Annotated in this window: 12 protein-coding genes; 9 read left to right on the top strand and 3 right to left on the bottom strand. The window is 71.3% G+C overall.

Features of this window, described 5'->3' with window-relative positions; translation table 11 throughout:
- The first annotated feature begins 1 nt into the window (after window position 1).
- Genes ACZ63D_RS01920 through ACZ63D_RS01905 form a run of 4 tightly spaced genes read left to right on the top strand, consistent with a single transcriptional unit; the run spans window position 2 to window position 3,580 of the window.
- Complete coding sequence (locus ACZ63D_RS01920) at window positions 2–1,204, top strand: zinc-dependent alcohol dehydrogenase (protein WP_465352404.1); 1,203 nt, start codon at window positions 2–4, stop codon at window positions 1,202–1,204.
- Window positions 1,201–1,377 carry a hypothetical protein gene (locus ACZ63D_RS01915; protein ID WP_465352403.1) on the top strand — a complete coding sequence of 59 codons (177 nt, stop codon included), beginning with the start codon at window positions 1,201–1,203 and terminating at the stop codon, window positions 1,375–1,377. The genes ACZ63D_RS01920 and ACZ63D_RS01915 overlap by 4 nt, the downstream gene beginning before the upstream one ends.
- Before the next feature lie 59 nt (window positions 1,378–1,436).
- Window positions 1,437–2,369 (top strand): glycosyltransferase, encoded by a 933-nt coding sequence (locus tag ACZ63D_RS01910; protein WP_465352402.1) that lies wholly within the window; start codon window positions 1,437–1,439, stop codon window positions 2,367–2,369.
- Window positions 2,369–3,580, top strand: coding sequence for a glycosyltransferase (locus ACZ63D_RS01905; protein ID WP_465352401.1), 1,212 nt, complete (start codon window positions 2,369–2,371; stop codon window positions 3,578–3,580). The genes ACZ63D_RS01910 and ACZ63D_RS01905 overlap by 1 nt, the downstream gene beginning before the upstream one ends.
- 65 nt (window positions 3,581–3,645) lie before the next feature.
- On the opposite strand, the gene ACZ63D_RS01900 is transcribed toward ACZ63D_RS01905, so the two are convergent.
- The 3 genes from ACZ63D_RS01900 to ACZ63D_RS01890 are packed head-to-tail and all read right to left on the bottom strand — an operon-like array spanning window position 3,646 to window position 6,259.
- Window positions 3,646–4,536 carry a glycosyltransferase family 2 protein gene (locus tag ACZ63D_RS01900; RefSeq protein ID WP_465352400.1) on the bottom strand — a complete coding sequence of 297 codons (891 nt, stop codon included), beginning with the start codon at window positions 4,534–4,536 and terminating at the stop codon, window positions 3,646–3,648.
- A 2-nt stretch (window positions 4,537–4,538) separates the two neighbouring features.
- Window positions 4,539–5,393: a glycosyltransferase family 2 protein gene (locus ACZ63D_RS01895; protein WP_465352399.1), complete on the bottom strand. Its 855-nt coding sequence runs from the start codon at window positions 5,391–5,393 to the stop codon at window positions 4,539–4,541.
- Entirely contained in the window at window positions 5,390–6,259 is an 870-nt protein-coding gene (locus ACZ63D_RS01890) for a polysaccharide pyruvyl transferase family protein (protein WP_465352398.1), read from the bottom strand. The genes ACZ63D_RS01895 and ACZ63D_RS01890 overlap by 4 nt, the downstream gene beginning before the upstream one ends.
- Before the next feature lie 62 nt (window positions 6,260–6,321).
- On the opposite strand from ACZ63D_RS01890, the gene ACZ63D_RS01885 reads away from it, so the two are divergent.
- From ACZ63D_RS01885 to ACZ63D_RS01865, 5 genes are all read left to right on the top strand, one after another.
- Entirely contained in the window at window positions 6,322–7,266 is a 945-nt protein-coding gene (locus ACZ63D_RS01885) for an NAD-dependent epimerase/dehydratase family protein (RefSeq protein WP_465352397.1), read from the top strand.
- Between the two features lie 435 nt (window positions 7,267–7,701).
- On the top strand, window positions 7,702–9,336 hold the full coding sequence (locus ACZ63D_RS01880) for a carbamoyltransferase family protein (protein ID WP_465352396.1): 1,635 nt from the start codon (window positions 7,702–7,704) through the stop codon (window positions 9,334–9,336).
- A gap of 21 nt (window positions 9,337–9,357) precedes the next feature.
- A complete protein-coding gene (locus ACZ63D_RS01875) occupies window positions 9,358–9,918 on the top strand; it encodes a D-sedoheptulose-7-phosphate isomerase (protein WP_465352395.1) in 561 nt (186 codons plus the stop codon).
- Window positions 9,915–11,288, top strand: coding sequence for a D-glycero-beta-D-manno-heptose 1-phosphate adenylyltransferase (rfaE2, locus tag ACZ63D_RS01870; protein ID WP_465352394.1), 1,374 nt, complete (start codon window positions 9,915–9,917; stop codon window positions 11,286–11,288). The genes ACZ63D_RS01875 and rfaE2 overlap by 4 nt, the downstream gene beginning before the upstream one ends.
- Window positions 11,289–11,306: 18 nt before the next feature.
- The gene (locus ACZ63D_RS01865; protein WP_465352393.1) at window positions 11,307–11,993 is read left to right on the top strand and encodes an SDR family oxidoreductase; all 687 of its coding nucleotides are present in this window, start codon (window positions 11,307–11,309) and stop codon (window positions 11,991–11,993) included.
- The last annotated feature ends 2 nt before the right edge of the window (window positions 11,994–11,995 follow it).

Here is an 11,995-nt window from a genome sequence, read left to right as displayed (position 1 = left end):
GATGAAGGCTGTGGTGTGGCACGGAACCGGGGACATCCGGCTCGACGAGGTGCCCGACCCGAAGATTCTCGAACCCAGCGACGCGATCGTGCGGATCACCCGCAGCGCGATCTGCGGCACTGACCTGCATCTGGTGCGCGGCACGATGCCCGGGATGCAGGAAGGCACCGTGCTCGGGCACGAGGCGGTGGGCGTGGTCGAAGAAGTCGGTCCCGCAGTGCGCGGGTTTTCGCCGGGCGACCGGGTGGTGATCCCGTCGACCATTTCCTGCGGCACGTGTTCCTACTGCCGCTCCGGCTACTACGCGCAGTGCGATCGCGCGAATCCGAACGGCCCGTCCGCGGGCACCTGCTTCTTCGGCGGGCCGGAATCCACCGGATCGGTCGACGGCCTGCAAGCCGAGTACGCCCGGGTCCCGTTCGCCATGACGTCGCTGGTGCGCATCCCGGACGCGGTGAGCGACGACCGGGCGATCCTGCTGTCCGACATCTTCCCGACCGCGTGGTTCGGCGCACGGCTGGCCGAGGTCGGCCGCGGGGACAGCGTGCTGGTGCTCGGCGCCGGCGCGGTCGGCCAGTTCGCGATCGCCTCGGCGAAACGGCAGGGCGCGGGCCGGGTGTTCGCGGTGGACGGCATCGCGTCCCGGCTGGACAAGGCACGCGAACAGAACGCCGAGACGATCAACTTCAACGAGGACGACCCGGTCGCGTTCGTCCGCGAGCTGACCGGAGGCATCGGCGTGGACCGGGTGATCGACGCGGTCGGCGTGGATGCCGAACGGCCGAAGACCGGCCCCGCGGCGCCCGCGGAGACCGCGCGGTTCGAGCAGGAACGTGCCGAGGTCGCGCCGGACGCGTCGCCGGAGGGGGACCTGTGGGTGCCCGGCGACGCGCCGAGCCAGGCCGCCCGCTGGGCGGTGGACGCGGTCGCCAAGGCGGGGACCATCGGCGTCATCGGGGTCTATCCGCCGGGGTTCGAGGGCTTCCCGTTCGGAACGGCGATGAACAAGAACCTCACCATCCACATGGGCAACTGCAACCATCGCCGCTACCTGCCGGAGCTGCTGGACCTGGTGCGCACGGACGTCGTCGACCCGACCGCCTTCATCACCCGCCGCGAAGAACCGACGGCGGCGATCGAGGCGTACGAGTCGTTCGACCGGCGCGAGGACAGCTGGCTCAAAACCGTCTTGGAGGCGGCATGACCGACGAACGAGACCCGGAACAGAAGACGGCGAACCCGAGCCGCGCCCAGGTCGACCGCGACGAAGAACGCCCGCCCCGGCGGCCCGAACCGGAGAGCCCGCTGGAAGACGAGGAAGGCCGCTCGAAGCGCGGGCATCCCCAGCTGGGCGACAATTTCCGCGGCGAGAGCTGAGCGGGGTACCCGGTAGCCTGTCTGGTTTAACGTCGAATTCGCGCGGCAAGCCAAGGCCCATGAGGATCTTGCTCTGGCACGTGCACGGTTCGTGGACGGACGCCTTCGTCCGCGGCGGGCACGAGTACTTCGTCCCCGCGAGCCCGGACGGTGCGCTGTGGGGATTGGGCCTGGCCGGACGCGACTGGCCTTCGGTGACCGAGGTCCCCGTCGACTGGCTCGCCCACGCCCGGCCGGACGTGGTCGTGCTCCAGCGGCCGGAGGAAGCCGCGTTCGTCCGGCCGCAGCTGGGCTCGCGGGTGCCGATGGTGTACGTCGAGCACAACGCGCCCCGGCACGGCGCCGCGGATTCCCAGCATCCGATGGCGGGGCAGGACGAGGTGCCGATCGTGCACGTCACCTCGTACAACGCGCTGATGTGGGACAACGGGATCGCGCCGGTGGTCGTCATCCCGCACGGCATCCCGGACCCCGGCGAGCGCTACACCGGCGAACTGCCCGCGGGCGCGGCGATGATCAATGAACCGCGCCGCCGCGCTCGCGTGACCGGGGCCGACCTGTTGCCCGCGTTCCGGGAAATCGCGCCGGTGAACGTGTTCGGCATGGGCACCGACGGCCTGCCCGGCGGACAGGGCGACGTCCGACCGCCGCGGCTGCACGACGAACTGGCCCGGCACCGCGTGTATCTGCACACCGCGCGCTGGACGTCGCTCGGGCTTTCACTGCTGGAAGCGATGCACCTGGGCATGCCGATCGTCGCGGTGGCCTCCACGGAAGCGCCTTCGGCGGTGCCCCCGGACGCCGGGGTGTGCTCGGCCGACATCGAAGTGCTCGCGCGGCGGTTCCGCGAGCTGGTGCATGAACCTGATTACGCCGTGCTGGCCGGAAAAGCGGCCCGTGAACACGCGCTGGCGCATTTCGGTCTCGACGCGTTCCTGGCGCGCTGGGACCGCCTGCTCGCCAAGACGGTCCCCGCCGCGGAAGGAGTCTGATGAGGATCTCGATGGTGTCCGAACACGCCAGCCCGCTCGCCGCACTGGGGGAGGAGGACGCGGGCGGGCAGAACGTCCACGTCGCCGACCTTTCCGCGGCGCTGGTGCGCGCTGGTCACGACGTGACTGTCTACACGCGACGCGACGACCCGGACGCGCCCGCCACGGTGGAGACGCCCGCGGGCTATCGGGTCGTGCACGTCCCGGCCGGCCCCGCGCGCCGGTTGCCGAAGGACGAGCTTTTGCCGCACATGGGGAAGTTCGGGAGCTGGCTGCGCGACCGGTGGAGGGAAGAACCGCCGGACGTGGCGCACGCGCACTTCTGGATGTCCGGCGTGGCGACAGTGCTCGCCGCGCGCCAGACCGGCGTGCCGACAGTGCAGACGTTCCACGCGCTCGGCGTGGTGAAGCGGCGGCATCAGGGCGACGCCGACACGAGCCCGCCGGAGCGGATGAAACTGGAACGGATGGTCGGCAAGCAGGTCGACCGGATCGTCGCGACGTGCTCGGACGAGGTGTTCGAACTGGCTCGCCAGGGGGTGCCGCGGCAGCGGATCTCGGTGGTGCCGTGCGGGGTCGACCTCGACCGGTTCGGGGCGGGCGGCCCGGTCGCGCCGCGGACCGCGCCGAAGCGGCTGGTTTCGGTCGGGAGGCTGGTGCCGCGCAAGGGTTTCGACCTGGCTATCGCCGCGTTGCCGCGGGTGCCGGAGACCGAGCTGGTGATCGCGGGCGGACCGGCCTCGGGGGCGCTTTCCCAGGACCCGGAAGCGCGGCGGCTGCGACAGCTGGCGGAGCGGCTCGGGGTGGCTGACCGGGTGCGGCTGGTGGGTCAGGTGAGCCGGGCTGAGATGCCAGGTTTGCTGCGTTCCGCGGACGCGGTGCTGTGCACGCCTTGGTACGAGCCGTTCGGGATCGTTCCCCTGGAGGCGATGGCGTGCGGCGTGCCCGTGGTGGCCGCCGCGGTCGGCGGTTTGACGGACACGGTGGTGGACGGGATCACCGGACGGCTGGTGCCGCCGCGCGATCCGTCCCGGCTGGCGACCCGGTTGCGGGCTTTGCTGGACGAGCCCGCTGAGCTGGAGGCGCTGGGGACCGCGGGCCAGGAGCGGGTCCGGGCACGGTACTCGTGGGACCGGATCGCGGCGGAGACGGTGCGGGCCTACGAGAAGGCGGTGCCAGCGGCGGCATCCGACTGGGCCGCGGTGCGCTGACCGCGAGCCAAATCTGTCCGTGAGGGGAGCCCTGAGGGAATCAGATTCCCTCAGGGCTCGGACCACTATCCGGTGTAGCGGCGCGCGGCCGAAGTGCGCTGGGGTTCCTCCAGCAACCGCAGGCCGTGCTCGACCTCGGCCGGGACCACTGCCCGTTCCCGCAGGACCCAGGGCAGTCCGCGCAGGCACTCCGCCACCGCGGCGGCCGTCGTCCGGTCCCGGGGAGCGGAAGCCAGCACCGCGGCTCCCCGCCGGAACACCGAACGCCACGGACGGCGCAACATCAGCGTCCACAAGGTGTTCCGGATCCCCAGCCCCCGCCGCCGGCGCGGGTCGCGCAGCTTCGACGGGGCGTGGTGGATCACGACGTCCTCCCGCCAGCACATCCGCCAGCCGCGCGCGGCGAGGTCGAGCGCGAGCAGTTCCTCCTCCCCGCCGAGCCACATCCGCGGCGAGAACCCGCCGACCTCGCGGAACGCCCGCACCCGGAACATCGTCAGCCCGGCCATCACCCCGAGCAGCGCCGGGCCGGGCAGCCACTCCGGGCCGGGCACCGGCGAAAACCGCATTTCCGGCGTGATCGGGTCCTCCCGCAGGTCCGGTTCGACCAGGCAGCGGCCGGTCACCGAGCCGAGGCCGGGGTGCGCGTCCAGCACGTCGGCGGCGCGGGTGAGCGAGCCCGGTTGCCAAGTGGTGTCGTCGTCGCAGAACGCCACGTACGGCGTCGTCACCTCGCGCACCGCGATGTTCCGGCCGGCCGCGCCGAGATTCCGGTCGAGCTTGATGAGCCGCAGCCGCGGGAAGTCGCGGGCGACGAGGTCGGCGGTGCCGTCCGTGGAAGCGTTGTCCACCACCAGGATCGGCGGCTGCTCGGCCAGCGCGACGAGGTGCGCGAGGGTTTCCCGCAGCTGGTCGCGGCGGTTGTGGGTGATCACCACGACGGACGTCCGGTCCATGCTCATCCTTCCGTCAAACGGGCTTGGCGTTCGATCGCGGCGGGCAGCACCCGGCGGCGGGCCAGGGCTTGCGGAAGCCGGGCCGCGGCGGCGGCCAAGGCGGCGAGCAGATGTGGTTGCCGCCGCGTGCGGGCGAGGAGCCGTCGCAGCTGGGCCGCGCATACGTCGGCTGGCCGTCGTTGCCAGCCGATGAGCAGCTGATTCCGCGCCTCGGCTCGCTTCCGCCAGCCCGAGGACGGCCGCGAGGCCGACGGATGATGGTGCGCCACCACGTCTTCCGCGTAGCAGAGCTGCCAGCCCGCCGCGGCGAGGTCGTAGGACAGCAGTTGTTCCTCGGCACCGAAGTGGAGCATCGGGCTGAACCCGCCGACCTGCAGGAACGCTGACCGGCGCACGATCGCGGAGCAGGCGAGGAAGCCGAGGACCAGCGGGCCGGGCGCGTCTGGCGGAGTCCCGAGCGGACTGTGTGCGAGGGCTGGCGTGATCGGGTCTTCGCGTTCCTCCGGGCCGACCAGCGTTCGTCCGGTGAGGAGCCCGAGGCGCGGGTGGGCGTCGAAGAGCTTCTCGGCGCGGCGGAGGGCGTCAGGAGCCCACCAGGAGTCGTCGTCGCTGAACGCCACGTACGGGGTTTGTGCCGCGATGACACCCTGGTTGCGTGCCGCGGCACCGTGATTGTGCGGGCTCCGGATGACCCGGACCTGCTCGAAGGAAGCGGCGATCTCGGCGGTGTGATCGACAGAACCGTTGTCCAGCACGATGACCGGCGGTGCCGGGTCCACTGTGGACAAATGGCTGAGGGTGCGGGCCAGTTCGCCCGCCCGGTTGCGGGTGGCCACGACGACGGTCGTCCGGTTCACGGCGTTTCCTCGAGTGCGCCGACGAGTTCTGCCAGCGGTCCGGGGAACGGGTGGTCCGCGGCGGCGCGGGCGCGTCCTTCGGCGGAACAGCACCACTCGAACCAGGTGTCGAGGTCGGCTCGGGTGGCGTCCGCGGGCAGGACGGCGGGCCAGCGCAGCGCGGCCGCCTGGGAGGTGACCTTGCCGCCGTGCGCGACCGGGTCGACGGCGAGCACCGGGACCCCGGCCTTCAACCCCAGGGCGAGGCCGTGCAACCGGGTGCTGACCAGCACGTCAAACCGGGACAGCGTGCTCACGAACTGGTCCGGCGTCGCGCAATGCCGCCAGTCGTCGGTGGCGAGGCGGGTGTCGAGCGGGACGCGGCCGCAGTCGAGGCCGCGCAGCCATTCGGCCAGCGTCGAGTGCACTGTGTCGTGCCGCCGGTTCGCGCCGTACTCGGGCTGGTCGGGCGCGAGCACCACGCCGACGACCGGCGGCGAGCCGATCCAGCCCGCGAAGGAAAGGTCGGCGGCACAGGCGTCGCCGTCGTCCCGGGGAAGCACCACGTCGAAGCCGGTGACTGCCGGGTCTGCCGGATCGGGAACGGACACGCCGATCGCCAGCCTCCGGCAGTGCGGGTAGCGGCGATGAAGTTCCTTCAGTTGCGGTCCGTGCAAGGGGCCGCAGGCGAAAACGACGTGGGTGAACGCGTCCGGCGCGGCGTCGTCCAGGTGCGGGCCTTCGGGGTGGAACGCCGGGCTCCACGCGGTCAGGTGATCGACTCCGGCTTGGGTCAGGACATCGCTCACCGCGCGTAAACTCAGGACGTCCCCCGCGGTGGCCTCGCCGTGCTGGAAACTCGCCCAGCCGGTCAGGAGTACTCGCATGTCCGGCGGTTACCCGTGAGTCGCGGGGGTTAACGCGGTGCTGCGCGGGTATCCGGCGCGGCATGGCTTTCTCCCACGCGGTAGTCACCGGCGGAGCCGGATTCGTAGGCGCGCGGCTGTGCGCGAAACTGCTTGAAGAAGGCGCGAGAGTGACCGCAGTGGACAATCTCGCGACGGCCCGTCCCGGCTCGCTCGACGCCGTCGCCGGGCATCCGCGGTTCGAGCTGCTGGAGCACGACGTGACCGAGCCGATTCCGGTCTCCGGCGCGGTCGACGCGGTGTTCCACCTGGCTTCTCCGGCGTCGCCCCGGGACTATTTCCGACTGCCGCTGGAAACCCTGCGCGTGGGCTCGGCAGGCACCGAAAACGCCCTCGCCGCGGCGCGCGGAGCACGGTTCGTTCTCGCGTCCACCAGCGAGGTGTACGGCGATCCGCTGGAGCATCCGCAGCGCGAAACCTATTGGGGCAATGTGAATCCGATCGGCCCGCGGAGCGTGTACGACGAGGCCAAGCGGTACGCCGAGGCGTTGACCAGCGCGATGCGGCGCGGCGAAGGCGCGGACACCGGGATCGCGCGGATCTTCAACACCTACGGCCCGGGGATGCGAGCGGACGACGGGCGGATGGTGCCGTCATTCATCACCAAAGCGCTCGCGGGAGAGCCGCTCGCCATCGAGGGCAGCGGACGGCAGACGCGGTCGTTGTGCTTTGTGGACGACACTGTCGACGGATTGCTCGCGTTGGCGCGGTCAGGCCATTCCGGACCGGTGAATCTCGGGAACCCGCACGAGCTTTCGGTGCGGGAGATCGCGGAACAGGTGATCGCGATCACCGGATCGGCTTCGCGGATCGTGCACGTCGACGCGGCGGTGGACGATCCGCGGCGGAGGTGCCCGGACATCTCGCTCGCGCGCCGGGAGCTGGGCTGGGAGCCGCGGGTTCCGGCGGGGGAGGGGCTGCGGCGCACGGTGGAGTGGTTCGCGGCGCGGCGGGTGGCGGCGGCGTGAACGCGGGGATCGCTTCTTGAGCGGTGGGGCGTTGTGCGGCCGCGGGTTGTCGGGGGTGGACAGTCCGCGGTGGATGCTGGGCTGCCTCATAGGTGACGGGGTTTTCCGTGGCGGGTCTGTGGGTTGCGAGGGCGGGTCGTCGGTCTTGAGCGGTGGCCGCGCGTCTGTGTGGCTTCTGTGTGGACGTCCACAGCGGGCGCTGACCGAGCGGACTCTTCCGTGTCTAGCCAGCGAGTCCGAGAAGTGGACGGGTTGGCGGCGGCCCATGGCGTGCTTAGCGGCAGGCCAGTTGGCCGCCCGGGCGGGGAGCGTCGCTTCGGTGAGTAGCGACGTCCTGGGCTTTTCCGCCGATTCGTTTATCCCCGACTTCGCCGGGTAGTGCTCCCGGGACGGCGGACCACCCCGGTCCGCCCCGGCGGAGGAAGGGGTGAGCGGGTGCGCTTCCTGGGAATCAACGCGGTGTTCCACGATCCCGCGGCCGCGCTCGTCGTCGACGGCCGGATCGTCGCGGCGGCCGAGGAAGAGCGGTTCAGCCGGCGCAAGCACGGCAAGCAGGCGGTGCCGTTTTCCGCGTGGGAACAGCCGGGGCAGGCCGCCCGCTGGTGCCTGGAGAAGGCCGGGCTCACCGCGGCGGACCTCGACGCGGTCGGGTTTTCCTACGATCCGGACCTGGTCGAACCCGGTCTCGCCGGACACGACCCCAGCGGCGAGGAACTGCGCACCGAATTCGCCCGCCGGGCCCCGAAATTCCTCGCCAGCGAACTGCCCGGACTGGACCAGGAGAAGGTTCGGTTCGTCCGGCACCACGTCGCGCACGCGGCGTCGGCCGCGCTCGCCGGGCCGCCGGGCGACACCGCGGTGCTGGTCGCGGACGGCCGGGGCGAAAGCACGTCTTACCTGGCAGGCGAATACCGCGACGGACGGTTCAAAGAGCTTGCCGCGCAAAAGCTTCCGCATTCGCTCGGACTGTTCTATGAGGACCTCACCGAACACTTGGGCTTCGCACGATCGAGTGACGAATACAAAGTCATGGCGCTGGCGTCCTATGGCGGGCCGGTGCATCTCGACTATCTCCGCGAGCGCGTCTACGTGACCGGTGACGGGGGATTCCGCACCGAGTTGATCGACTGGTCAGCCCTCGCGCCGCGCTGTTCGCCGGGCGAGGAACCGACGCGCCGGCACGCCGATCTCGCCGCCAGCGTGCAACGGGTGCTGGAGGAAGTGCTTCTCGACCTCGCCCGCTGGCTGCACGACCAAACCGGGCACCGGACGTTGACTCTGGCCGGGGGCATCGCGCTCAACTGCGTCGCCAACAGCCGCCTGTACGCGGAAAGTCCTTTCGACTCAGTGTGGATCCAGCCCGCCGCCGGAGACGCGGGGACCGCGCTCGGAGCGGCGCTCCAGCTGGCGGCCGACGCGGGCGAGCGGATCGAGCCGATGTCGGACGCCGCACTCGGTCGCGAATGGACCGACGACGAGCTGGAAGCCATTCTGCGGAAGGCGAAACTGGACTACGAACGACCAGACGACGTCTCGGACGCGGTGGCTGAGGCGCTGGCGGACGACCAGATCGTGGCCTGGTTCCAAGGGCGCGCCGAATTCGGTCCTCGGGCGCTCGGCCATCGCTCCTTGCTCGCCCATCCCGGCCGCGCCGCGAATCTGGAGCGGCTCAACGACGTGAAGGGCCGCGAGCAATTCCGGCCGGTGGCGCCGATGGTGCTCGCCGACCGCGCGGCGGAGATCTTCTCTCGCGGGCCGTTCCCTAGTCCCTACATGCTTTTCGTGCACAACGTGGCCGAATCGTGGCGCGAACGGTTGCCCGCGGTGACCCATGTGGACGGTACTGCCCGGGTGCAGACTGTCGATCCGGCGGACGATCCGCGGACCGCGCGGGTGCTCGCCGCCTTCGCTGACCGCACCGGGCTTCCGGTGGTCGTCAACACGAGCTTGAACACCGCGGGGCGGCCGATGGTCGATTCTCCGCGCGACGCGTTGGAGTGTTTCGGATCGGCTCCGGTGGATGTTCTGGCGTTGGGGCCGTTCCTGGTCCGGCGTCACCGGAACCGCTGATTTTTCAAGGGAGGTGCCGTCATGGCAGACCACTTCGCCGAATTGTGTTCGGCCGCGCAGCGACTGCGTTTCGCCACCCCGCGCATCGCCGCGTGGGGTGTCCATCTGGCCAGTGTTTTCGAGAACGGCGGGCGGTTGCTCGCGTGCGGCAACGGCGGGAGCGCCGCCGAAGCGCAGCACCTGACCGGCGAGCTGGTCGGCCGGTTCCGGCGCGAACGCCGTCCACTGTCGGCGATCGCGCTGCACGCCGACACCTCGGCGCTGACCGCGATCGGCAACGACTACGACGAAGCCGAGCTGTTCGCCCGCCAGGTCCGCGCACACGGGCGGCCGGGTGACGTGCTCGTCTGCCTGTCCACCAGCGGCACGAGCCTCAACGTCGTCACGGCGGCGAAGGCGGCCCAAGAGCTGGGTGTGGCCACTTGGGCGTTCACCGGGCCAGCACCGAATCCGCTCGCCGCCTTGTGCGACGACGCGGTGGCGGTTGACGCGCCGAGTGTGGCCACGGTGCAGGAGCTGCATCTGGCACTGGTGCACGCGTTGTGCGAAGCCCTGGACGACGCGCTCGGAGTGCCCGCGTGAAGCCGCTGGTAGTGGTCGGCGACGTGGTCCTCGATGTGGACGCCGAGGGCGTGGCCGAGCGGCTGTGCCCGGACGCGCCCGTCCCCGTCGTCGACGTGACCAGCCGATGGCTGCGGGCGGGCGGAGCGGGTCTCGCCGCGCTGCTGGCGGCCCGGTCGGCCGCTGAGGTGGTCCTCGTGACCGCGCTCGGCGACGATCGTTCCGCCCGTACCCTCGCCGGATTGCTCGAACCGGAAGTGACGCTGGTGCCGGTCCCGCTGGAGGGCGGCACAGTGTCGAAAACCCGTGTCCGTGCGGGCGGGCAATCGTTGGTGCGCTTGGATTCCGGCGAAGGCACTGCCTCGGCCGACGTCCTGCCGGAACGGGCGGAGCGGGCGTTGCGCGACGCTGGGGCCATCCTGGTGGCCGACTACGGCCGGGGCATCACGCGCATCCCGCGGCTGCGGGAGGTGCTGACCGAACTGGCGGGCCGGATCCCGGTGGTGTGGGACCCGCATCCGCGCGGGACCGAGCCGGTGCCGGGAACTCGGCTGGTCACGCCGAACGCCAGCGAAGCCACCGCGGTGGTTCCGGACGCGCTCGAGATGCCGGGCCTGCTCCGGGAACGCTGGAAGGCCCAAGCGATCGCCGTGACGGTCGGCTCCCGGGGAGCCCTGGTGGACGACGGCAAGTCGGTGCGCAGGATTTCGGTGCCGGAAGGCGCGAAGGTCAGCGGCAGCGCGACGGATGCCTGCGGAGCGGGAGACCGGTTCGCGGCGGCTGCGGCGGCTGGGTTGCTGGACGGCGTGTCGGTCGCCGATGCAGTGCGCGCCGCGGTCGAGGCGGCAGCCCGATTTGTCGCCGCGGGCGGGGCCAGCGCACTGTCCGTTGAGGAAAGCCGGATGTCCATTGAGGACTCCAAGGCACCGGATTTCTCCGCGGGGAATGCTTTCGCGGTAGCGGAACGAGTCCGCGCGGCGGGCGGCCGGCTCGTCGCGACCGGAGGTTGTTTCGATCTCCTGCACCCCGGCCACGTCAGCCTGCTCCGCCAGGCACGGGCACTGGGCGACGCGCTCGTGGTGTGCGTGAATTCCGACAGTTCCGTGCGCCGGTTGAAGGGACCGAGCCGTCCGCTGCTGTCCGCGCAGGACCGGGCCCGGCTGCTGACCGCACTGTCGGCAGTGGACGCGGTGGTGGTCTTCGAGGAATCGTCCCCGGTCGCGATCCTGGAACGGCTGCGGCCGGACGTCTGGGTGAAGGGCGGCGACTACGCCGAGGCGGAGCTGCCCGAACGGACAGTGGTCGAGCGGTACGGCGGCGAGGTCGTGCTGGTGCCGACCCTGCCCGGCTATTCGACGACGAGGCTGGTCGCCGCCGCGGCCGGCCAGTGAAGCTTCGAGGGGAGTCTCATGCGTTCTCTTGGCAATGTCCTGATCACCGGCGGCGCGTCCGGTCTGGGCGCGGCGACGGTCGAGGCGGTCCGCGCGGAAGGCGGCACCCCGTGGGTGCTCGACCTCGCCCGGCCCTCCGACGGGGTGGAATTCGCGCAGGTCGACCTCTCGGACTCGGCCGCGGCCGAGGAGGCCGTGCGCGAGGTGGCCGAACGAGCCGGTGGCCTCGACGGCGTGGTGACCGCCGCGGGGATCGACGCGTGCGGTCCGCTCGGCGAAGTCCCGGCGAAGGACTGGGAGCGGGTCGTGCACGTGAACCTGCTGGGCACGGTCGCCGTGGTGCGGGCCGCGCTGCCGTACCTGGAACGGTCGCACGGCCGGATCGTCACGGTGTCGTCGACGCTCGGCATCAAGGCCGTCAGCGACGCGACCGCTTACTGCGCCTCGAAATTCGGCGTGGTCGGGTTCACCCGGGCGCTCGCGGCGGAGCTGGCCGGCCGGGTCGGGGTGACGCTGCTCGTGCCCGGCGGGATGTGGACCCGCTTCTTCGACGACCGGACGGAGCAGTACCGCCCGCCCGCGGACGCGAAGCTGAACCGGCCGGAGCACGTGGCCGGGACAGTGGTGTTCGCGCTCGGCCAGCCGGCGGACGCGGAGGTCCGGGAACTCGTGGTGTGCGCTTCGGAAGAGGGGTCGTGGCCATGAGG

The sequence above is a fragment of the Amycolatopsis sp. NPDC104775 genome (assembly GCF_055583325.1).
The sequence above is the reverse complement of the archived record's forward strand: the minus strand, read 5'-3'. Positions and strand labels throughout refer to the sequence as shown.